Here is a 20,782-nt window from a genome sequence, read left to right as displayed (position 1 = left end):
GGGGTAGGAGGACCCATGGCGGCAGCAACGCGCCAGCGCGAGCCGTCCGACGCTTACGATCTTCTGGTCGTCGGCGGCGGCATCAACGGCACCGGCATCGCCCGGGATGCGGCCGGCCGCGGCCTGTCGGTCCTGCTGGCCGAACGCGGGGATCTCGCGGGCTTCACGTCGTCCTCGTCGACGAAGCTGATCCACGGCGGCCTGCGCTACCTCGAATATTACGAGTTCCGCCTCGTCCGGGAGGCGTTGGCCGAGCGCGAGCGGCTGCTGCGGCTCGCCCCGCACGTGATCTGGCCCCTGCGCTTCGTCCTGCCCCACGACGAGGGCCTGCGCCCGGCTTGGATGCTGCGCCTCGGCCTGTTCCTGTACGATCATCTCGCGCGGCTGCGCACGCTGCCGGGCTCGCACGGCGTCGACCTGCGCAATTCGGCCTATGGCGCGCCGCTGCAGCAGCGCCTGAAGCGCGGCTTCGTCTATTCCGACTGCTGGGTGGAGGACAGCCGCCTCGTGGTGCTCAACGCCATGGACGCCCGCGAGCGCGGCGCCACGGTGCTGACCCGCACCGGCGTGGTCTCGGCACGGCGCGAGGGTGAGGGTTGGGTCGCGACGCTGCGCGACGAGCGCGGCGGGGCCGAGCGGACGATCCGCGCGAAGGCCGTCGTCAACGCCGCCGGCCCCTGGGTCAGCGCGACGCTCGGCGGCACCCTCGGCATCAACAGCCGCGCGGCGGTACGGTTGATCAAGGGCAGCCACATCGTGGTGAAGCGCCTGTTCGAGGGCGATCAGGCCTACATCCTGCAGCAGCCCGACAAGCGCATCATCTTCGCGATCCCCTACGAGCGCGACTTCACGCTGATCGGCACCACCGACGTGCCCTATGACGGCGAGCCCGGCCCGGTCTCGATCTCCCCAGAAGAGACTGACTACCTCTGCGGCTGCGTCAACCGCTCGTTCGACACCCAGATCACCCCGACCGATGTTGTCTGGAGCTATTCGGGCGTGCGCCCGCTCTACGACGACGCGGCCGAGAACGCCTCCGCGGTGACCCGCGACTACGTCCTCGACGTCGAGGACCAGGGCGGCAAGGCCGCCGTGCTGTCGGTGTTCGGCGGCAAGATCACGACCTACCGGCGCCTCGCCGAGCACGCGCTGGAGAAGCTGAAGCCGTACTTCCCGCACCTGAAGAAGACCTGGACCGGGGACGCGGTGCTGCCGGGCGGCGCCATGACGGATGCCGATTTCGACCAGTTCCTGGCGAAGCTCCGGGCCGAAAAGCCGTTCCTGCCGGAGGAGACGGCCCGCCGCCTCGCCCGCGCCTACGGCACCCGGGCCCGCGACATCGTCGGGACCGCCCGTTCCATGGCGGATCTCGGCGAGGCGTTCGACGGCGGCCTCACGGCGGCGGAGGTCGATTACCTGCGCACCGAGGAATGGGCGGTCACGGCCGAGGATATCCTGTGGCGGCGCTCGAAGCTCGGCCTACGCACGAGCGCCGAGAGCGCAGCGCGCCTTGCCGCCTATCTCGATCGCAGGGCCGAGGCGGCCTGATTGTTTCGACCCCGATCCGGCGCAGACCGGTCGGGCATCACAGGGGAGGGAACGATGAGCCGTTATGTCGGGGCCATCGACCAGGGCACCACCAGCAGCCGCTTCATCGTGTTCGACCGGGAGGGCAGCGTCATCGCGCTGGCCCAAGCCGAGCACGCGCAGATCTATCCGGCCCCGGGCCATGTCGAGCACGACGCCACCGAGATCTGGTCGAAGACGCAAGCCGTGATGCGCGAGGCGCTGGAGAAGGGCGGGCTCCAGCCCTCCGACCTCGCGGCGGTGGGCATCACCAACCAGCGCGAGACCACGGTCATCTGGGACCGGACCACCGGCAAGCCGCTCCACAACGCCCTGGTCTGGCAGGATACCCGCAACGACCGGCTGGTGGCGGAATTCGCCCGCGAGGGCGGCCGCGACCGATTCCGTGATCTTACCGGCCTGCCGCTGGCGAGCTACTTTTCAGGCCTCAAGCTGCGCTGGCTCCTCGACCACGTCGAGGGTGCCCGCGAGAAGGCCGAAGCCGGCGACGTGCTGTTCGGCAACATCGACACGTGGCTGGTCTGGAACCTCACCGGCGGCACGGAGGGCGGCCTCCACGTCACCGACGTGACCAATGCCAGCCGCACGCAGCTGATGTCGCTCAAGACCCTCGAATGGGACGACGGCATGCTGTCGACCTTCGGCATTCCGAAGGCGATGCTGCCGAAGATCGTCTCGTCGAGCGAGGTCTACGGGGAGACCAAAGCGCCGTTCGCGGGCGTGCCGATCGCCGGCATCCTGGGCGACCAGCAGGCGGCCCTGTTCGGCCAGACCTGCTTCACCCCGGGCGAGGCCAAGAACACCTACGGCACCGGCTGCTTCGCGCTGATGAACACCGGCGAGGAGCCCGTCCCCTCGAAGGCCGGCCTCGTCACCACGCTGGCCTATCGCCTCGACGGGCAGAAGCCCGCCTACGCGCTCGAAGGTTCGATCGCCATCACAGGCGCCCTGGTACAGTGGCTGCGCGACAACCTGCACATGATCAAGGATTCGGCCGAGGTCGAGACGCTCGCTACCACGGTCGAGGACAATGGCGGGGTCTACTTCGTGCCGGCCTTCTCGGGGCTCTACGCGCCGCACTGGAACGAGGGCGCCCGCGGCCTGATCATCGGCCTGACCCGCTACGTCAACCGCGGCCATATCGCCCGCTCGGTGCTGGAGGCGACCGCCTTTCAGACCCACGAGGTGCTGGACGCGATGGCCAAGGATTCCGGCATCCCGGTCAAGGAGTTGCGGGCCGATGGCGGCATGGTCGCCAACACCACGCTGATGCAGTTCCAGGCCGACATGCTCGATGTGCCGGTGGTCCGCCCGAAGGTGGCCGAGACCACGGCGCTCGGCGCCGCCTACGCGGCGGGTCTGGCGGTCGGCTACTGGAAGGGGCTCGACGACCTCAAGCGCAACTGGGGCGTCGACAAGCGCTGGACGCCGAAGATGGATGCCAGCCAGCGCCAGAAGATCGCCGCCGCCTGGGGGCGGGCGGTGCAGCGGTCGTTCGACTGGAAGACCGACGAGGCGTGAGGGTAGGGCAGGCGCCGCGGTTCTCCCTCCCCCCTCTGCGGGGGAGGGAGAACCGCGAAGCGGATCGGGTCGGGACGAAGTCCCGCAAGGGGGGAGCGACGGTGCAGAAGGAAGCGCCGGCCTTCAAACCTGCTCCACCCTATCCTGGACCCGGGTTCCCCCCTCGCGGGACTTCGTCCCGACCCCTGCTGACGCAGGGGCCACCCTCCCCCGCAGAGGGGGGAGGGAGGGCGCGCGACCGATTGCCGGAGCGTGCCTCGTGGACGCCACGTCCTGCGCGACGTCAGACCTATCAAAACCAACAACAAACGGGGGAGACTACACCATGGCATCACCATTCCTGGGCGAGTTCCTCGGCACGATGACGCTGATCGTGCTGGGCGACGGCATCGTTGCCGGCGCCCTGCTCAAGAAATCCAAGGGCGAGGGCGCGGGCTGGATCGCCATCACGGCCGGCTGGGCCTTCGCGGTGCTCGCCGGCATCTTCGTGGCGAACGCCACAGGCAGCCCCGACGCGCATCTCAACCCCGCCGTGACGGTGGCGGGTGCGGTCAGCACCGGGGATTTCAGCAAGCTCGCGGTCTACATCCCGGCCCAGATGCTCGGCGCCTTTGCGGGCGCGGTCATCGTCTGGATCCACTACCTGCCGCACTGGGCGGCGACCCCGGAGCAGGATCTCAAACTCGCCTGCTTCTGCACCGGCCCGGCGATCCGCGATGCGAAGTCCAACTGGATCTCCGAGATCATCGCGACCTTCTTCCTGATCCTGACCATCTCCGCCCTCGTGACCAACACGCTGGGCTCCTCCGGGGCGATCCCGCGGGGCGTGGCGCCCTACATGGTCGGCATGCTGGTCTGGGGCATCGGCCTCTCGCTCGGCGGAACCACCGGCTACGCCATCAACCCCGCCCGCGATCTCGGCCCGCGCATCGCCCACGCGGTGCTGCCGATCGCCGGCAAGGGCTCTTCGGACTGGGGCTACGCGCTGATCCCGGTGGCCGCCCCGGTGGTCGGCGCGGCTTTGGCCGGGCTGTTCGTGCGGGCGCTGGGGATCTGACGGAACGCCCACACCCTCAACCGTCGCGGGGCGTCCCTGCGTCGCGGCGGTTTGCGGCGCGGGGCTTGGGGCCTTAAGTCAGGGCCATCCCCGACCGCGCCTCCGGGCGCCTCCACGCTGTGTGGCAGCCCCCGACCCATGGCCGTCGTCCTCGACATCCTGAAGAACGATCCGCGACCGGTCCGCCACCCCGAGAAGGCGCACCGGCCCGATCAGCCCGTCCAGGCCAAGAAGCCGGACTGGATCCGCGTGAAGGCGCCGGGCTCCAAGGCCTGGACCGAGACGCAGAAGATCGTCCGCGAGCACGGCCTCGTCACGGTCTGCGAGGAGGCCGGCTGCCCGAATATCGGCGAGTGCTGGGAGAAGCGGCACGCCACCTTCATGATCATGGGCGACACCTGCACGCGGGCCTGCGCCTTCTGCAACGTGCGCACCGGCCTGCCCGACGCCCTCGATAGGGCTGAGCCCGAGAAGATCGGCGATTCGGTCGCCAAGCTCGGCCTGCACCACGTGGTGATCACCTCGGTCGACCGTGACGACCTGAAGGACGGCGGCGCCGCGCATTTCTCCCGGACCATCGCGGCGATCCGACGGGCGAGCCCCGGCACAACGGTCGAGATCCTGACCCCCGACTTCCTGCGCAAGGACGGGGCGCTTGAAACCGTGGTCGAAGCCAAGCCCGACGTCTTCAACCACAACCTGGAGACCGTGCCGGCCAAGTACCTCACGGTGCGGCCCGGCGCCCGCTACTTCCACTCCGTGCGCCTGCTTCAGCGGGTGAAAGAGCTCGATCCGACGATCTTCACCAAGTCCGGCATCATGGTCGGGCTCGGCGAGGAGCGGAACGAAGTGCTCCAGCTCATGGACGACCTGCGCTCGGCCGACGTCGATTTCCTCACCATCGGCCAGTACCTGCAGCCGTCGAAGAAGCACCACGAGGTCGTGCGTTTCGTGCCCCCCGACGAGTTCAAGGCCTACGAGACCACCGCCTACGCCAAGGGCTTCCTGCTGGTCTCGGCCACGCCCCTGACGCGTTCGTCGCACCATGCGGGTGAGGATTTCGCGCGTTTGCAGGCTGCGCGTCTGGCGAAACTATCGCCCGCGCTGTCCGCCTGAGGAAAACCGAACCCCATGCCGTCCTTCCGGGTCACCCGCACGGTGAAGCATTCGCCGCAGCAGATGTACGACCTCGTCGCCGACGTGGAGCGCTACCCCGAGTTCCTGCCGCTCTGCGAATCCCTGCGGGTGATCCGTCGGCAGGACATGGCGGAGGGCGGCCAAGTGCTGATTGCCGAGATGGGCGTGGGCTACAAGGCGATCCGCGAGCGCTTCACCACGCGGGTCAGCCTCGATCCGGCGCACCTCAAGATCGTGGCCGAGTATATCGACGGCCCGTTCCGGCATCTGGAGAACCGCTGGCTGTTCAAGGACGGCCCGAACGGCGGCTGCAACGTCGACTTCTTCATCACCTACGAGTTCAAGAGCCGCACCCTCGGGCTCCTGATGGGCACGATGTTCGACCGGGCGTTCCGCAAGTTCACCGACGCCTTCGAGGGGCGGGCGGACCGGATGTACGGGGCGCGGGCATAGCGGCTGTGCGAAGATGGACCGTTCCGCTCAGGCTCAGACGGCGGTCCCATCCACCGGCCTCATCCTGAGGTGCCGGAGCGCAGCGGAGGCCTCGAAGGAGCCCTCCAGATAGCGCTGTGATTCCTGGCGTTCTCCTTCGAGGCTGCTGCGCAGCACCTCAGGATGAAGAGGGAATGTGGGATTACCGGCGTGCCGGCTGCGCGCGAAGATGGTGTCAGACCCGCGCCGGCACGCGCACATGCTCCGGCCGAACCCCCATCCCGATCATCCGGGCCGGCAGAACCTGAAGCGGCGGCACGGCATTCAATATCCTCAGTGCGAGCGGCGCGCGGAACGGCGCGTCCGCCTTGAGCGAGGCGGCGATCACCCGGGACTGGATTACCCGCTGCAGCGCCTGCGTGGCCCGCACCGGAAACATCCGGCGGGCCTGGACCCTGGCGAGGTCGGCCTCGGCGACGGGGCCTGCCCGCAGCGGCGCGGCCAGGAGATTGGCCGCCGCCACCGCGTCCTGGATCGCGAGGTTGATGCCGACGCCGCCCACCGGCGACATGGCATGGGCTGCGTCACCGATGCAGAGCAGTCCCGGGCGGTGCCAGCGCGCCAGTCGGTCGACCGTGACGGTCAGGAGCTTGACGTCGTCCCAACCGGTGATCTCCGAAGTGCGGTCGGCCAGGAACGGCGCGATCTGCGCCACCGCGTCTCGGAAGGCCGGAAGCCCCTTCGCCCGCAGCGCCGCGTCGCCGCCCTTCGGCACCACATAGGCGCATTGCCACGCATCGCCCCGGTCGAGGGTGATGAGGATGCGGCCCGGCCTGAAGCGGCCGGCCGCCGCCTCGGGGTCGCCATCCCGGCGGGGCAGGCGGAACCACAGCACGTCGATCGGCGCGCCGAAGGCCCGGGGCGTGAAGCCCGCGCAGTCGCGCATCCGGGAATGGCGGCCATCGGCGCATAGCACGAGGTCGGACCGGATCTCGGTGGGTCCGTCCGGCCCCTCGGCGCGGACGCCGACGACTTGGCCGTCGACCTCGATCAGATCCCGGGCCTCACTGCGGCGGATCAGGCGGAAGGCCGGATAGCGCCCGGCCTCGCCGGCCAAGAAGTCCAAGAAATCCCATTGCGGCATGAAGGACAGGAAGCGGTTGCGGGTCGGCAGCCGGCTGAAATCCGCGACCCGGTAGCTGCGCCCGGCGACGACCCCGGAAAAATGCTCGACGCGCCGCTGGGGCAGGGCGCGGAAGCGCTCGGTGAAGCCGAGTTCGTCCATCAGGTCGAGGGTGGAGGGATGGATCGTGTCGCCGCGGAAGTCGCGCAGGAAATCCGCGTGCTTCTCCAGTACGATCGTGTCGATCCCGGCGCGGGCGAAGAGCAGGCCGGCCATCATCCCGGCGGGGCCGCCGCCGACGATGCAGAGGCGTGTGGTCACCCTGTCCATGGCCGTCCCTCCCGTCGTCAGGGGCCGAGGGCTTCCTCCAGAAGGCCGATCGCGTCGGCGACGGCGGCGCAGCGGATGCCCGCGCGGCCGAGATCGCCATAGCGCCGTTCCAAGTGGCGCACCGCGCCGTCCCGCACGGCGAGGCCGAAATGCACGAGGCCGACCGGCTTCCCGGCGCTGCCGCCGCCGGGGCCGGCGATGCCGGTGATCGCCACCGCCATATCGGCCCGCGAGGCGGCGAGCGCGCCGGCGGCCATCGCCCGCGCCACCGGCTCGCTGACCGCACCGTGCTTCTGGATCAGGTCCATGGGCACGCCGATCGCCTCGGCCTTGGCCTCGTTCGAATAGGTGACGAACCCGCGCTCGACCACAGCCGAAGAGCCCGGCACCGCGGTGAGCAGGCCGGCCACGAGGCCGCCCGTGCAGGATTCCGCGGTGGCGATCCTGCGTCCGGCCTTCGTGTAGGCCGCCACCAGCGCCTCGGCGCGGGCCAGAAGCTCCGTGTCGTCGATCATCGCGAACAGGCTCCCATCGGGCGAGGGCGCCCTATCTCGTGGTGTGAACCAGAGCCGGGCTCCACTCAAGGACGAACGGCCGCCGACAGGAGACACCGCATCCATGATCTTCCCCGCCACCACGGCCTTCTTCGCCGGGCTGCTCGCCCTCGTCTATCTGGGCCTGTCGGGGTGGGTGATCGGGGCGCGGGTCTCCGAGAACGTGCTCATCGGCGACGGCGGTGACACCACGGTGCTCAAGCGCATCCGCTCGCACGCGAATTTCATCGAATACGTGCCGCTGGCGCTGATCCTGATCGGCCTGCTGGAGGCCGGCGGCGGCAGCCACGGGCTGGTGCAGGGGCTGCTGGTGGCCCTGCTGGTCGCCCGGATCCTGCACCCGATCGGGATGTTCGCCCCGCCGAACTCGCCGCGCCAGTTCGCCTGCCGGGGCGGCGGCATCCTGCTGACGCTGGCGGTGCTCGGCGTCGCCGCGATCGCGCTGCTGCTGCGCGCGGGCTGATCCCGGGTTCCCAAAGGGCGAGCCCTTTGGTGGGTTGTCAGGGCAAGGCCCTGACGGTCTCGGGCGCAGCCCGACACCGGATAACGTCCGGCACCAGGGCTCTGCCCTGGACCCGCGAAAGGGCTCGCCCTTTCGAAACCAGGACTTCGCGCGCTCCCGTCAGACGGGCTCATCCGTCTCGGGCAGCCGCACGGTCGCGGCGGCCTGGGCGGCGAGCCCCTCGGCGCGGCCGACGAAGCCGAGCTTTTCCGTGGTGGTCGCCTTGATGGAGACCGCCGAGAGCGGCACGCCGGCGATGGCGGCGATGCGCGCCCGGATCTCCTCCCGGTGCTTGCCGATGCGCGGCGCCTCCGCCAGCACCGTGATGTCGAGATGGTCGATCCGGCCGCCCCGGGCGCGGACCAGCTCGCAGGCATGGGCCAGGAACTGGTCCGAGGACGCCCCGCGCCAGCGCTCCTCGGAGGGCGGGAAGTGGGTGCCGATATCGCCATCCGCGATGGCGCCGAGCAACGCATCGGTCAGCGCGTGGAGCGCCACGTCGCCGTCGGAATGGGCGAGCACGCCCCGATCGGCCGGGATCTTCACGCCGCCGAGCCAGACATGGTCGCCGGTGGTGAAGGCATGGACGTCGAAGCCGGTGCCGAGGCGGGTCACGTAGCTGGTCATGGCGCGGGCTCCCGGCGCAGGGGTTTCGGCGGTGCCGGCCGCAAAGGCGCGGTCGGCCTCGATCAGGTCGGCGGGCTGGGTGATCTTGCGGTTGGCGATATCGCCCGCGAACACCACCACGGGCAGGCCCGCCCATTCGGCGAGCGCCCCGTCATCGGTGAAGCCGTCGAGGCCCTGGGTGGCGGCGTCGCGATGGGCGCCGAGCAGCGGGCCGAACGCGAAGGCCTGGGGCGTCTGGACGGCGCGCAGATGCTCGCGCGGCGGGGTCTCGTGCACCCGGCCGATACCCGGCGCAATGTCGACCACGCGCTTGACCGTGTCGGTGACCGGCACGCCCGGGACGGCCGCCCCGTGATCGCGCCCGGCCGCGATCGCCCGGGCGATGAGCGGGGCATCGACGTAGGGGCGGGCGGCGTCGTGCACCAGCACGATCTCGGGCGCCGCGCCGGCCAGGGCCTCGAGCCCGGCCCGGACGGAGAGCTGGCGCGTGGCGCCCCCCGCGACCGGCTCGGCGATCTTTTCGCGCAGCCCGACGTTGAGCTCCTCCAGGCAAGCCCGAAAGAAATCAGCCGCGTCGGCGGCGATCACCGGCTGGATCCGGTCGATGGCCTCCTGGGCGGCGAGCGCCGCGAGGGTACGCGTGAGGACCGCCTGTCCGCCGACGCGGCGATATTGCTTGGGCGTGCCGCCACCGATGCGGATGCCCCGGCCGGCCGCCACCACCACCGCGGCGACGCCGGTTCCCGCAGCGGCGGGTCCGGTGGCAGGCGTGCCGGTGGCGGACATGGGCGGTGAACTCGTAGAATCTGAGGGCGGGATCGCGGCCGGGCGCGGGCCAGCCGTGCCGCCACTGCCCTGCCGGTGAGCAGGCCCGTCGTTTAAGCGGGGGTGGACGCGAAATCAACGCGCGGCCCCGCTTGCCAGCGGACCGGGCTTGCCTCATTGTTGTGCAGAATGGCGACTGATCATTATTTGAGCGCACTGCGCGGGGGACGGCCGATCGAGGGTGGGGCTAAGCCCGCACCGCTCTGCCTGCTCGCCCCGCTCTCGGGCGTTACCGACCTGCACATGCGCCGGATCGCCCGCCGCTGCGGCGCCGACGCGGTGATCTCCGAGATGGTGGCGGCGCGGGAATTCACCCGCGGATCCGGTGAGGCCACGCTACGCGCCGACGGTTCGGGCGTCGATCTCCACGTGGTGCAGCTCGCGGGCTGCGAGGCGGGGCCGATGGCGGAGGCCGCGCGCCTCGCCGAAGACAACGGCGCCCACGTGATCGACGTGAATATGGGCTGCCCGGCCAAGATCGTGACCGGCATCGCGTCGGGCTCGGCCCTGATGCGCGACCTCGACCATGCCGAGCGGCTCCTGGCGGCGGTCCGGAATGCCGTCTCGGTTCCGGTCACCGTGAAGATGCGCCTCGGCTGGGACGACGCGACCCGCAACGCCGCCGACCTCGCGGCGCGCGCCGAGAAGCTGGGGCTGAACGCCGTCACGGTCCACGGCCGGACCCGGCAGCAATTCTACACCGGCACGGCCGATTGGATGGCGATCCGCGCGGTGGTCGAAGCGGTGTCGATCCCGGTGATCGCCAACGGTGACGTCGGCGACCTCGCCACCGCCCGGGCCTGCCTCGCGGCCTCCGGCGCTGCAGGGGTGATGATCGGCCGGGCAGCGACCGGCCGGCCCTGGCTGGTGGGGCAGGTTGCGGCGGCGCTCGCTGGCCAGCCGGTTCCGGAGCCGTCGCGGGCCGAGCAGGCGGCGCTCGCCGCGGAGCACTATGCCGGCCTCCTGGCGCTCTACGGTCGCCAGATGGGCGTGCGCCACGCGCGAAAGCACCTCGCCGCCTATGCCGGGACCGGCGGGGCGCTGGAGCCGGCCGAGCGGTCGGCACTCCTGACCACCACCGATCCGGACGTCGCCCTGACCCTCCTGGCCCGGGCCTTCGCGGGACCGGCCGATACCGTGCGGGAGGCCGCATGAGCGACGAACTCCCCCAGCAGGAGCCCGGCACACGGCGCGATACCGCGGCCGAAGCCGTGCTGAACGCCCTGCCGCTGCCGGTGCTGACCATCGGCGGCGACGAGCGCATCCTCCACTGCAACCACGCCGCGGAGGCGTTCTTCGATTATTCAGCCCGGCTGATGCAGCGCCGCCGCCTGCGCGACATCATCCCGTTCGCCTCGCCGATCATCGCCCTGGTGGCCGAGGTGCGACGGCGCCAAGCCAGCGTCAGCGAGTACCGGGTGGAGCTGACCCAGCCGCGCCTGGGGCTGGAGCGCAGCGTCGACGTGTTCGCCACCCCGCTCGGTGACGACGGCGACGCCGTCGTGATGATGCTCCAGGAACGTACCATCGCCGACAAGATGAACCGCCAGCTCACCCATCGCGGCGCCGCACGCTCGATGGTCGCGCTCGGCGCCATGCTGGCCCATGAGATCAAGAACCCGCTCGCCGGCATCCGCGGCGCGGCGCAGCTCCTCGAGAGCACCGGCGCCGAGGAGGACCGGCTGCTCACCCGCCTGATCTGCGACGAATCCGACCGGATCGTCCGGATCGTCGAGCGCATGGAGCTGTTCGGCGACGAGCGTCCGGCCGAACGCGGGGCCGTCAATGTCCACGGGGTGCTCGATCAGGTGAAGCGCTCGGCCCAATCGGGCTTCGCGCGCCACATCCGCTTCGTCGAGACCTACGATCCGTCCCTGCCGCCGGTGCTCGGCAGCCGCGACCAGCTGATCCAGGTGATCCTGAACCTCGTGAAGAACGCCGCCGAGGCGATCGGCCCCGACGCGGTCGAGGGCGAGATCACCCTGTCGACCGCCTTCCGCACCGGCCTGCGCCTGCAGGTGCCGGGCTCGCGCGAGCGGGTCAGCCTGCCGATCGAGGTGGCGGTGCGCGACAACGGCCCCGGCATCTCGGCCGAGCTGCTGCAGGACCTGTTCGATCCGTTCGTGACCACCAAGGCGCAGGGGTCCGGCCTCGGTCTTGCATTGGTGGCCAAGATCGTCGGCGATCACGGAGGGATCGTCGAGTGCGATCCCGCCCCCCGCCGCACGACGTTCCGCATCCTCCTGCCGATGTCGAGTGCCCGGGACGGGCGCGAATCGGCGGTCGATCCGTAATGTGGTTTCCCCCGTCCGGCCCCCGTCGGAGGTCTGAGTAGAGAGTCATGCCCAACGGCCACATCATCGTCGCCGACGACGACGCCGCGATCCGCACCGTGCTCAACCAGGCGCTGTCCCGGGCGGGCTACGAAGTCCGCTCCACGGGCAACTGCGCCACCCTCTGGCGCTGGGTCGCGCAGGGGGAGGGGGACCTCGTCATCACCGACGTGGTGATGCCCGACGAGAACGTGTTCGACCTGCTGCCCCGCATCAAGCGGGTGCGGCCGGAGCTGCCGATCATCGTGATGAGCGCGCAGAACACCTTCATGACGGCGATCCGCGCCTCGGAGCGGGGCGCCTACGAGTACCTGCCCAAACCCTTCGACCTGAAGGAGCTGATCGCCATCGTCGGCCGGGCGCTCTCGCGGCCCCGCGGCGCGGCGCCGGCCGGCGCGCCGCCCGAGAACGAGGACATCCCGCTGGTCGGCCGCTCGCCCGCCATGCAGGAGATCTACCGGGCGCTCGCCCGGCTGATGCCCACCGACCTCACCGTGATGATCACCGGCGAGTCCGGCACCGGCAAGGAGCTGGTCGCCCGGGCGCTGCACGATTACGGCCGCCGCCGCACCGGCCCGTTCGTGCCGGTCAACATGGCGGCGATCCCGCGCGACCTGATCGAGTCCGAGCTGTTCGGCCACGAGAAGGGCGCCTTCACGGGCGCGCTCCAGCGCTCGGCCGGACGGTTCGAGCAGGCCGAGGGCGGCACCCTGTTCCTCGACGAGATCGGCGACATGCCCATGGAGGCGCAGACCCGTCTGCTGCGCGTGCTCCAGCAGGGCGAATACACCACGGTCGGTGGCCGGGTGCCGATCAAGACCAACGTCCGGATCATCGCGGCGACCAACAAGGATCTGCGGATCTCGATCCAGCAGGGTATTTTTCGCGAGGACCTGTTCTTCCGGCTCAACGTCGTGCCGCTGCGGCTGCCGGCCCTGCGCGAGCGCTCGGAGGATGTGCCGGACCTCGTCCGCCACTTCTTCGTGCTGGTCGAGCGCGAGGGCCTGACGCGGAAGTCCCTCGATGGCGACGCCATGGAGCGGCTGAAGCGCTACCGCTGGCCGGGCAACGTCCGCGAGCTGGAAAACCTCGTCCGGCGGCTCGCCGCCCTCTACCCGCAGGACACGATCACCGGCCCGGTGATCGAGGCCGAGCTCGACACCCTGCCGCTGGCGACCCCGTCGGCGCCCGCCGCCAACGGCGCCGCCCGCAAGGCCGGCGGGGAATCCGAGAGCCTGTCGAGCGCGGTGGAGCGGCACCTCTCGGATTATTTCTCCGGGTATCGCGACACGCTGCCGCCGCCCGGCCTCTATCACCGGATCCTGCGGGAGATCGAAGGGCCACTGATCGGCGCGGCGCTCGCCGCCACCCGCGGCAACCAGATCCGCGCGGCGGAACTGCTCGGGGTCAACCGCAACACCCTGCGCAAGAAGGTGCGGGATCTCGACCTGCAGGTGTTCCGGACGGCGCGGTAGGGCGTTTCCAACGCGCGCCCTCGTTCCGAGATGCGCGCGACGGCCCCTTCCCGGGCGCATGCAGCGACAGCGGAATGCGACCCGGGAGCCAGCACACGACGTCGCGTAGCGTCCGGTCAAATTTACCGGTGCCGCTGGCGCGGCATTTCCCGCGCTGAGTCCCGGATCAGGTTCCGCTGACGCTTCACCGGCCCGGGAAAAGGGCGCGTGTCCGAACCGGCGCTCACCGCCCCGGCAGGATCGGGTCGCCGCGCATCAGCGCGTGCAACCGCTCGGTATCGAACCCGTTCGGGATCGCCGGCGCGGCCGGCTTGGGCGCCGGCGCGGCCTTGACGGGCGCCGGCAGGGATCCGGTGGCGGAGGGCTCGGCCTGGGCGGCGCGGACCACCGGCGCCGGCGCCAGATGCGCGAGCCGGTCGGCGCTGACGAACACCACCGTCGCCGTGGAAGCGAGGACGAGGACGCCGCCGATGAGGGAACGCAGGATACGCAAGCGACGACCCGACACGCGACTTGAGACGGCAACAGAATAGCGCCGCGGCCGTTAACGAAGCCCCACTCCAAGGCTTCCGCCCAATTTTCGGGAGGCGATATTGACGAACGCCCAGGCCACCGCGAGCGACAGCCCGTTCATTCAGGGGCGCAATGCCCGGCTCTACGGCAAGCCCAAGAGCGAGTGCCCCTATCCGGAAGGGTCCGAGGACCGGACCGCCTGGATGGAGGCCTACGACGAAGCCGCCGTCACCGATCCGCCCGAGACCCCCTGATTCAGGGGAACGGACGCATCTGAGTCCCCGGGATGACCGGCTCCGCTTGACCTCGCCGGGCGGGCGGCGCTTCGTGCGGTGCAGCGCAGCCCGGTCCACGAGTTCCGATGTCCCTGAAGCCCTCGCCCGAATCCGAAAAGACCTTCGCGCCCGCGACGCGCCTCGTCCATGCGGGACGGGATCCGGGTGAGCAGCACGGCTTCGTCAACACGCCGATCTATCGCGGCTCCACGGTCCTCTATCCGACCTACGACGCCATCAAGCACCGGCGCGGGCGCTACAATTACGGCACCTCGGCCACGCCCACCATGGACGCGTTGACGAGCGCCTGGACGGAACTCGCGGGCGCTGCCGGCGCGGTGGTGACGCCCTCGGGGCTGGCGGCGCTGACCGTCGCGCTGATGGCCGCGGTCTCGGCGGGCGACCACCTCCTCGTCACCGATTCCGCCTACCGGCCGACCCGCAATTTCTGTGACGGCGTGCTGGCGCGCTACGGCGTCGAGGTCACCTACTACGATCCCACAATCGGCGCCGGCATTGCGGAACTGATGCGGCCGAACACGAAGGCCGTTCTGGTCGAGGCCCCCGGCTCCCAGAGCTTCGAGATGCAGGACATCCCGGCCATCGCCGCGGTCGCGCATGCCCAGGAGGCCTGCGTGATCATGGACAACACCTGGGCGACGCCGCTCCTGTTTCCGCCGCACGAGCGCGGCGTCGACATCGCGGTCGAGGCCGGGACCAAGTACCTCAGCGGCGGCTCGGACCTGCTGATCGGCCTGACCTCGGCCAACGCGAAATATTATCCGGCGGTGCGGCGGACCTTCGACCATTTCGCCATGTGCGCGGGCGCGGAGGACATCTTCCTGGCCCTTCGGGGCCTACGCACCATGAACCTGCGGCTGCGCGAGCACGGCCGTGCCGGGCTGGAGATGGCCCGCTGGTTCCAGGCCCGGCCCGAGGTGCTGCGTGTGCTCCATCCCGGCCTGCCGGAGGATCCGGGCCACGCAATCTGGAAGCGCGACTTCTCCGGGGCCTCCGGGCTGTTCGGGGTGATCCTGAAGCCCGTGCCCGAGGCGGCGGTGGCCGCCATGCTGGACGGGCTGGAGCTGTTCGGCATGGGCTTCTCCTGGGGCGGCTTCGAGAGCCTCGTGATCCCGTTCGACTGCGCCGGCTACCGGACCGCGACCCAGTGGGCGCCCGGCGGCCCGGCCCTGCGCTTCCACATCGGGCTGGAGGCCGTCGAAGACCTCAAGACCGATCTCGATGCCGGCTTCGCGCGCCTGCGGGCCGCTTCGTGAGCGTGCCGACCCGGCGCCGCCTGATCCAGGGCGCCGGCGCCCTCGCGGTCGCACAGACGCTTCCGGTCCTGGCCGGGGAAACCGACGTGACCGGGCGGCTCGCCCGCTACATGGCGGCGGCCCGGGAGCAGGCCCTGCCGCCGGAGGTGCTGATCGCCTGCAAGCACCGCATCCTCGACAGCCTCGCCGCCATGGTGTCGGGCGCGCGGATGCGGCCGGGCGTGATGGCGCTCACCTACGTGAAGGGTCTCGGCGGCACCGAGCAGGCGGGGGTCGTCGCCTCGGATGTCCGGACCACGACGGTCAACGCCGCACTCGCCAACGCCATGTGCGCCCATGCCGACGAGACCGACGATTTCGAGCCGGTCACCAAGGCCCATCCCGGCTGCGCCACCGTGCCGGCCGCCCTGGCGCTCGCCGAGCTGCACGGCAATTCAGGCGCGGAGTTCGTCCGGGCCGTGGCGCTCGGCTACGATCTCTGCTGCCGGCTGCTGCTGGCGCTCGGGCCCGACCATGTGCGCGGCACCCATCGGAGCGCGGAGGGCACCAGCTCGACCTTCGGGGCGCTCGGGGCGGCCGCGTCCCTGGCCCGCCTCGACGAGCGCGGTATGCGCTTCGCGCTGTCTTATGCGGCCCAGCAGGTCTCCGGCCTGTGGAGCTGGGTGCGCGATCACGACCATGTCGAGAAGGCCTTCGACTTCGCCGGGATGGGCGCGCGCAACGGCGTCACGGCGGTCGGCATGGTCGAGGCGGGGCTGACCGGCGTCGCCGACGTGCTCGATGGCCGCCACAACCTGCTGAACGCCCTCTCGACCGCGCCGAAGCCCGAGGCGATGCTGGACGGGCTGGGTAGCCGCTTCTTCGTCACCGAGACAGCGATCAAGACCTACTCGGTGGGCTACCCGATCCAGTCGCCGCTCGACGCGACGCTGACCTTGCGCCGCCAATACGGCCTGACGCCGGAGAACGTGCGCCACATCCTGGTGAAGGTGCCGACCGACGCGGTCGGCATCGTCGGCGCGAGCGCCATGCCGGATGTCAGCTGCCAGCACCTCGTGGCGCTGGCGCTGGTGAAGGGCGCGGTCTCCTTCGCGGACAGCCACGATGCCGGCCTGATGCACGATCCCGCGATCGCGGCGGAACGCGCCAAGGTCGAGCTCGCGGGCGATCCCGCCCTGATGGACCCGGCCGCCCCGCGCGGCGCGATCGTGACGATCACGCTGGCGGATGGCCGCATCGTCGAGCATCACACACGGCATCCGCCCGGGACGAAGGAGAATCCGCTGAGCACCGAGGCGGTGAACGCCAAGGCGCGGGACCTGATGGCGCCGGTGCTCGGGCCGGACAAGACGGATCGGCTGATCGCCCGGATCAACGCCCTGGAGGCGGTGGCCGACATGCGGGAGCTGCGGCCGCTGCTGGTCGCTTGAGGATGGAAGACGCAGGGTGCCGCTCCCAATACGGCTCACCGCCCCCCAAGAGACCGGGTGCATTTGACCTTCCCGCGCGATCCTGATTGACCGGCTGGGCCATGACCACGAGCCTATCCGCCGGCGGCACCGCGCGCCTCGCCCCCGCCGACCGGATCGGCCGCGGGCTCGACGCGCTGAGCCTGACCCATGCCCGGGCCGTCGCGGCCCTGCTGGCGCTCTGCCTGACCGTATTCCTGCCCGGCCAGATCTCGCTGCAGCCGATGGACCGCGACGAGCCGCGCTTCGCCCAGGCCTCCAAGCAGATGCTGGAGACCGGCGACCTCGTGAACATCCGCTTCCAGGGCGAGGCGCGGAACAAGAAGCCGGTGGGGATCTACTGGGCCCAGGCCGCCGCGGTAGCGGCCGGCGAGGCGCTCGGCGTGCCGGACGCCCGCACGCAGATCGCCCTGTACCGGATCCCCTCGTTGATCGGCGCCACGGCCTCGGTGCTGCTCGCCTATTGGGCGGCGCTCGCCTTCCTGCCCCGCCGTGGCGCGCTTCTCGCCGCCGCCCTCTACGGCGCCTGCCTGATGCTCAATGCCGAGGCGCACCTCGCCAAGACCGACGCGCTGCTCGCGGCCTGCGCCACGGCGAGCCTCGGGGCGCTCGCCCGGACGTGGCTGGCCGCGCGCGCGGGCCGAACCCCTTCGGGTCCGGTCTTCGCGGCCTTCTGGCTCGGGATGGCGCTGGGCATCCTCGTGAAGGGGCCGATGGTCCCGCTGTTCGTCGGCCTGCCGGCTGTCGCCTTGTCGATCGTCGCCCGCTCCGGGCGCTGGCTGCTGCCCCTGCGACCGCTTCCGGGCCTCGCCTTGACCTGCGCGCTGGTCGCGCCCTGGTTCGCCGCCATCGCGTGGAAGAGCGGCGGCGCCTTCTACGCCGAGGCGATCGGGCACGACATGCTCGGCAAGGTCGGCGGCGCGGCCGAGCGGCACTGGGGACCGCCGGGGGCCTACACGCTCGCGTTCTTCGCCACCTTCTGGCCCGGCGCCGCCTTCGCGGCGATGAGCCTGCCCTTCGCGTGGCGGGCCCGGCGCGAGCCCGCCCTCGCGTTCCTGATCGCCACGGTCCTGCCGGCCTGGCTGATCTTCGAGGCGGTGCCCACCAAGCTGCCCCACTACGTCCTGCCGCTGATGCCGTGGCTCGCAATCCTCACCGTGCTGGCCCTGTCGCGGGGGGCGCTCGATCCCCGGCTGCGGGGCGCGCGCCTGACTGTTTTGCTGGTGCCGGCGATCCCCGTGGCCCTGAGCATCGGCCTGTGCGTCGTCGGCTGGCGCCTCGACAGCCACACGCTCCCCTGGCCGGCCCTGCCGCTGCTCGCCGCCGCCTGCGCGGTGGCGGGCCTCGCGTGGCTGGCCTTCGCCCGAGGGCCTGTGGAGGGATCGGCCGAGCGCGCTCTGGTGCTCGGCGTGCTGGCCTCCTGCCTCCTCGGGCCGGCTGTGCTGGGCGTGGCGCAGCGTTCGCTGCCGGCCCTCAAGGTCTCGCCGCGCCTCGCCGCCCTGCGCGACCGGATGCCCTGCGCGAACCCCGCGGTGGCGAGCCTCGGCTATCGCGAGCCGAGCCTCGTCTTCCTGATCGGCACCGGCCTCGCCCTACCACCGGACGGGCCGGCGGCACGGCAGTTTCTGGAGGGGGGCGGCTGTCGGCTGCTGTTCGTCGAGGCCCGGGACCGCGACGACTTCAACGCCGCCTGGCCGGTCGGCCGCGGGGCGCCCGCGCCGATGGCCGAGGTCGAGGGCTTCAACCTCAACACCGGCCGGCGGATCTTCGTGACAGCCTACGGGGTGGCCCGGTGAGCGAGGCCCTCCGTCTCAGCATCGTCGTGCCGATGCGCAACGAAGCCGGCAACGTCGCGCCGCTCGTCGCCGAGATCGAGGCTGCCTGCGCGGGCCTCGCCTTCGAGTTGATCTGCGTCGATGACGCCTCCACCGACGGCACCCCGGCGGCACTGGCGGCGGCGCGGCTGGGGCGGCCCTGGCTCCGGGTTCTGCGCCATACGACCGGCGGCGGCCAGTCCGCCGCCGTGCGCAGCGGCGTCCTGGCGGCCCGGGGCGAGACCGTGGCGACCCTCGACGGCGACGGCCAGAACGATCCGGCCTTCATCCCGGTCCTGCTCGCCGCCCTCGACGAGGCCGGCCCCCGGGCCGGGCTCGCCCAGGGCCAGCGGCGCGGACGCAAGGACGGGCCGTTCAAGATGCTCCAGTCGCGGATCGCCAACGGCGTGCGCGGGCGCATCCTGAAGGATTCCACCCGCGACACCGGCTGCGGCCTCAAGGTCTTCCGCCGCGCCGTCTACCTGCGGCTGCCCTATTTCGACGCCCTGCACCGGTTCATGCCGGCGCTCGTGGCGCGGGAGGGGTTTGCCGTGGTCCACCGCGACGTGGTCGACCGGCCGCGCCTGACCGGCGTATCGAACTACGGGCTGTTCGACCGCCTGTGGGTCGGGCTCCTCGACCTCGCGGGCGTCTGGTGGCTGATCCGGCGCAAGCGCTCCGATCCGCGCCCGGACGAGATCGCCCCGCCGGCCGGCCCACCGGCAGACCAGGACGTCGGATGCTGATCCAGCTCGCCCACGATCTGCCCGACTACTTCTACGACGTGTTCGTCACCCGGATGGATTTCTGGCTGGTGTTCGGCATCGTCGCCCAGGTGGTGTTCGGCTCACGCTTCATCCTGCAATGGATCGCCAGCGAGCGGGCCGGGCGCAGCGTGATGCCGCTGTCCTTCTGGTTCCTGTCGATCCTCGGCGGGCTGATGACCCTGGTCTACGGCTTCGTCCGGCGCGAGCCGGTGATCATCATCGGCCAGGGCCTGTCCACCGGCATCTACCTGCGCAACCTCGCGCTGATCTTCCGCGAACGCCGCCGCAGGCGGAGCGGGGCATGACCCGCGCGCCGCTGCCGGCCTTCTACGGCGACCGCGACGCCAGCTTCGCCGAACTCTGGCGGCTCCTGGCGGAGGGCGCCGCCCTGGGGCGCAGCGGATTCCACCTGCCGGCCCTGGCGACCCTCGGGGCGGACGGTACACCGCGGCTGCGCACCGTCGTGCTCCGCGAAGCCGATCCCGCGGCCGGCACCCTCCGGTTCCACTGCGACCGCCGCTCCGACAAGGCGGCCGAGATCGCCGCAAACCCGGCCTGCGCGCTCATGGCGTACGATGCGGCCGCGAAGGTCCAGATCCGCGTCGAGGGCCGCGCCGCCCTCCACACCGACGATGCCGTGGCGGAGGCCGCCTGGGCCGGGTCCCGGGCGATGAGCCGGGTCTGCTACGGATCGGAGCCCGCCCCCGGCACCACGCTCCCGGCGGGGGATGCCTACACCCTGCCGGACGAGGCCGCCGCCGCGATAACGGGCCGGCCGCATTTCGCCGCCGTTCTGGTCCGGGCCGAGCGGCTGGAGTTCCTCTATCTCGACCGCCGCGGCCATCGCCGGGCGGCGTGGCACCGGCGCGAGGCCGATTGGCATGGGGACTGGCTCGCGCCCTGATCGCTTTGCCTGCGGGTGGCCCCGTTGGCGGCACGGGTGCCGCGCCACGGCAAGGCCAGGGCTCGGTCGGTCGAACGCGTTTTCAACAGATCCGATTCGTGTACCGCGGCCTCATGGACTTCTCCTGAGATCTTACGGCCCAGGGAAACACGACCGACCAGAAGATACATACATCAGCAGATAGACGACCTGCGATGGGAAACGGTTCGATCCTGTCCCATCGCGCTCCAAATAAGCATCTGCATGCAAAATTCTTATCG

20 protein-coding genes are annotated in these 20,782 nt (G+C 71.0%); 16 read left to right on the top strand and 4 right to left on the bottom strand.

Translation table 11 applies throughout. The features are described from left to right. Positions 1-15: 15 nt before the first annotated feature. The 5 genes from glpD to AAHG09_RS24715 all read left to right on the top strand — a co-directional run bounded on the left by glpD (position 16) and on the right by AAHG09_RS24715 (position 5,755). Complete coding sequence (glpD, locus tag AAHG09_RS24735; protein WP_342110169.1) at positions 16-1,548, top strand: glycerol-3-phosphate dehydrogenase; 1,533 nt, start codon at positions 16-18, stop codon at positions 1,546-1,548. 54 nt (positions 1,549-1,602) lie between these two features. Next, positions 1,603-3,108, top strand: a complete 1,506-nt coding sequence (gene glpK, locus AAHG09_RS24730) for a glycerol kinase GlpK (RefSeq protein WP_342110168.1) — start codon at positions 1,603-1,605, stop codon at positions 3,106-3,108. Positions 3,109-3,433: 325 nt separating this feature from the next. After that, positions 3,434-4,165 carry an MIP/aquaporin family protein gene (locus tag AAHG09_RS24725; protein WP_342110167.1) on the top strand — a complete coding sequence of 244 codons (732 nt, stop codon included), beginning with the start codon at positions 3,434-3,436 and terminating at the stop codon, positions 4,163-4,165. A gap of 138 nt (positions 4,166-4,303) precedes the next feature. Further along, complete coding sequence (gene lipA, locus AAHG09_RS24720; protein WP_342110166.1) at positions 4,304-5,281, top strand: lipoyl synthase; 978 nt, start codon at positions 4,304-4,306, stop codon at positions 5,279-5,281. 15 nt (positions 5,282-5,296) lie between these two features. Continuing rightward, a complete protein-coding gene (locus AAHG09_RS24715; RefSeq protein WP_342110165.1) occupies positions 5,297-5,755 on the top strand; it encodes a type II toxin-antitoxin system RatA family toxin in 459 nt (152 codons plus the stop codon). A gap of 214 nt (positions 5,756-5,969) precedes the next feature. Here AAHG09_RS24715 and AAHG09_RS24710 read toward each other — a convergent pair whose 3' ends face one another. Together AAHG09_RS24710 and AAHG09_RS24705 are read right to left on the bottom strand one after the other, a co-directional pair. Next, positions 5,970-7,187, bottom strand: a complete 1,218-nt coding sequence (locus tag AAHG09_RS24710; RefSeq protein ID WP_342110164.1) for an FAD-dependent oxidoreductase — start codon at positions 7,185-7,187, stop codon at positions 5,970-5,972. A 17-nt stretch (positions 7,188-7,204) separates the two neighbouring features. Next, complete coding sequence (locus AAHG09_RS24705; RefSeq protein WP_342110163.1) at positions 7,205-7,702, bottom strand: CinA family protein; 498 nt, start codon at positions 7,700-7,702, stop codon at positions 7,205-7,207. 103 nt (positions 7,703-7,805) lie between these two features. Here AAHG09_RS24705 and AAHG09_RS24700 point away from each other — a divergent pair, with 103 nt between their 5' ends. Then, positions 7,806-8,204, top strand: coding sequence for an MAPEG family protein (locus AAHG09_RS24700; RefSeq protein WP_342110162.1), 399 nt, complete (start codon positions 7,806-7,808; stop codon positions 8,202-8,204). A gap of 159 nt (positions 8,205-8,363) precedes the next feature. Here the strand turns inward: AAHG09_RS24700 and AAHG09_RS24695 are convergent, their stop codons facing one another. Then, entirely contained in the window at positions 8,364-9,656 is a 1,293-nt protein-coding gene (locus tag AAHG09_RS24695) for a bifunctional 2-C-methyl-D-erythritol 4-phosphate cytidylyltransferase/2-C-methyl-D-erythritol 2,4-cyclodiphosphate synthase (RefSeq protein ID WP_342110161.1), read from the bottom strand. 168 nt (positions 9,657-9,824) lie between these two features. On the opposite strand from AAHG09_RS24695, the gene dusB reads away from it, so the two are divergent. Genes dusB through ntrC form a run of 3 tightly spaced genes read left to right on the top strand, consistent with a single transcriptional unit; the run spans position 9,825 to position 13,503 of the window. Next, positions 9,825-10,850 (top strand): tRNA dihydrouridine synthase DusB, encoded by a 1,026-nt coding sequence (dusB, locus tag AAHG09_RS24690; protein ID WP_342110160.1) that lies wholly within the window; start codon positions 9,825-9,827, stop codon positions 10,848-10,850. Beyond that, the gene (locus AAHG09_RS24685) at positions 10,847-11,989 is read left to right on the top strand and encodes a two-component system sensor histidine kinase NtrB (RefSeq protein ID WP_342110159.1); all 1,143 of its coding nucleotides are present in this window, start codon (positions 10,847-10,849) and stop codon (positions 11,987-11,989) included. The genes dusB and AAHG09_RS24685 overlap by 4 nt, the downstream gene beginning before the upstream one ends. Before the next feature lie 47 nt (positions 11,990-12,036). Further along, positions 12,037-13,503 (top strand): nitrogen regulation protein NR(I), encoded by a 1,467-nt coding sequence (gene ntrC, locus AAHG09_RS24680; RefSeq protein WP_342110158.1) that lies wholly within the window; start codon positions 12,037-12,039, stop codon positions 13,501-13,503. 223 nt (positions 13,504-13,726) lie between these two features. Here the strand turns inward: ntrC and AAHG09_RS24675 are convergent, their stop codons facing one another. Further along, entirely contained in the window at positions 13,727-13,996 is a 270-nt protein-coding gene (locus AAHG09_RS24675) for a hypothetical protein (protein ID WP_342110157.1), read from the bottom strand. Positions 13,997-14,096: 100 nt separating this feature from the next. On the opposite strand from AAHG09_RS24675, the gene AAHG09_RS24670 reads away from it, so the two are divergent. The 7 genes from AAHG09_RS24670 to AAHG09_RS24640 all read left to right on the top strand — a co-directional run bounded on the left by AAHG09_RS24670 (position 14,097) and on the right by AAHG09_RS24640 (position 20,522). After that, positions 14,097-14,270, top strand: a complete 174-nt coding sequence (locus AAHG09_RS24670; RefSeq protein WP_342110156.1) for a ribosome modulation factor — start codon at positions 14,097-14,099, stop codon at positions 14,268-14,270. Positions 14,271-14,377: 107 nt separating this feature from the next. After that, on the top strand, positions 14,378-15,568 hold the full coding sequence (metC, locus tag AAHG09_RS24665) for a cystathionine beta-lyase (RefSeq protein ID WP_342110155.1): 1,191 nt from the start codon (positions 14,378-14,380) through the stop codon (positions 15,566-15,568). Continuing rightward, positions 15,565-16,998, top strand: coding sequence for an MmgE/PrpD family protein (locus AAHG09_RS24660; RefSeq protein ID WP_342110154.1), 1,434 nt, complete (start codon positions 15,565-15,567; stop codon positions 16,996-16,998). The genes metC and AAHG09_RS24660 overlap by 4 nt, the downstream gene beginning before the upstream one ends. 101 nt (positions 16,999-17,099) lie before the next feature. Further along, on the top strand, positions 17,100-18,833 hold the full coding sequence (locus AAHG09_RS24655; protein WP_342110153.1) for an ArnT family glycosyltransferase: 1,734 nt from the start codon (positions 17,100-17,102) through the stop codon (positions 18,831-18,833). Continuing rightward, entirely contained in the window at positions 18,830-19,597 is a 768-nt protein-coding gene (locus AAHG09_RS24650) for a glycosyltransferase family 2 protein (protein WP_342110152.1), read from the top strand. Before AAHG09_RS24655 ends, AAHG09_RS24650 begins: the two co-directional genes overlap by 4 nt. After that, entirely contained in the window at positions 19,591-19,923 is a 333-nt protein-coding gene (locus AAHG09_RS24645; RefSeq protein WP_091715611.1) for a lipid-A-disaccharide synthase N-terminal domain-containing protein, read from the top strand. Before AAHG09_RS24650 ends, AAHG09_RS24645 begins: the two co-directional genes overlap by 7 nt. Continuing rightward, the gene (locus tag AAHG09_RS24640; RefSeq protein ID WP_342110151.1) at positions 19,920-20,522 is read left to right on the top strand and encodes a pyridoxamine 5'-phosphate oxidase family protein; all 603 of its coding nucleotides are present in this window, start codon (positions 19,920-19,922) and stop codon (positions 20,520-20,522) included. Before AAHG09_RS24645 ends, AAHG09_RS24640 begins: the two co-directional genes overlap by 4 nt. Positions 20,523-20,782 lie beyond the last annotated feature (260 nt).

Source organism: Methylobacterium guangdongense (genome assembly GCF_038442355.1).
In the GTDB taxonomy this organism is placed as follows: domain Bacteria; phylum Pseudomonadota; class Alphaproteobacteria; order Rhizobiales; family Beijerinckiaceae; genus Methylobacterium; species Methylobacterium guangdongense.
Note: the sequence above shows the minus strand (reverse complement) of the source record. Positions and strands in the feature narration are given on the sequence as shown.

Bases quoted from the DNA above. Each gene is read 5' to 3' on its own strand.
- ntrC (WP_342110158.1), top strand. From the start codon at position 12,037: ATGCCCAACGGCCACATCATCGTCGCCGACGACGACGCCGCGATCCGC.
- AAHG09_RS24715 (WP_342110165.1), top strand. From the start codon at position 5,297: ATGCCGTCCTTCCGGGTCACCCGCACGGTGAAGCATTCGCCGCAGCAG.
- AAHG09_RS24705 (WP_342110163.1), bottom strand. From the start codon at position 7,702: ATGATCGACGACACGGAGCTTCTGGCCCGCGCCGAGGCGCTGGTGGCG.
- AAHG09_RS24645 (WP_091715611.1), top strand. From the start codon at position 19,591: ATGCTGATCCAGCTCGCCCACGATCTGCCCGACTACTTCTACGACGTG.
- AAHG09_RS24685 (WP_342110159.1), top strand. From the start codon at position 10,847: ATGAGCGACGAACTCCCCCAGCAGGAGCCCGGCACACGGCGCGATACC.
- dusB (WP_342110160.1), top strand. From the start codon at position 9,825: ATGGCGACTGATCATTATTTGAGCGCACTGCGCGGGGGACGGCCGATC.
- AAHG09_RS24640 (WP_342110151.1), top strand. From the start codon at position 19,920: ATGACCCGCGCGCCGCTGCCGGCCTTCTACGGCGACCGCGACGCCAGC.
- AAHG09_RS24725 (WP_342110167.1), top strand. From the start codon at position 3,434: ATGGCATCACCATTCCTGGGCGAGTTCCTCGGCACGATGACGCTGATC.
- glpK (WP_342110168.1), top strand. From the start codon at position 1,603: ATGAGCCGTTATGTCGGGGCCATCGACCAGGGCACCACCAGCAGCCGC.
- AAHG09_RS24710 (WP_342110164.1), bottom strand. From the start codon at position 7,187: ATGGACAGGGTGACCACACGCCTCTGCATCGTCGGCGGCGGCCCCGCC.
- AAHG09_RS24700 (WP_342110162.1), top strand. From the start codon at position 7,806: ATGATCTTCCCCGCCACCACGGCCTTCTTCGCCGGGCTGCTCGCCCTC.
- glpD (WP_342110169.1), top strand. From the start codon at position 16: ATGGCGGCAGCAACGCGCCAGCGCGAGCCGTCCGACGCTTACGATCTT.
- metC (WP_342110155.1), top strand. From the start codon at position 14,378: ATGTCCCTGAAGCCCTCGCCCGAATCCGAAAAGACCTTCGCGCCCGCG.
- AAHG09_RS24695 (WP_342110161.1), bottom strand. From the start codon at position 9,656: ATGTCCGCCACCGGCACGCCTGCCACCGGACCCGCCGCTGCGGGAACC.
- lipA (WP_342110166.1), top strand. From the start codon at position 4,304: ATGGCCGTCGTCCTCGACATCCTGAAGAACGATCCGCGACCGGTCCGC.
- AAHG09_RS24655 (WP_342110153.1), top strand. From the start codon at position 17,100: ATGACCACGAGCCTATCCGCCGGCGGCACCGCGCGCCTCGCCCCCGCC.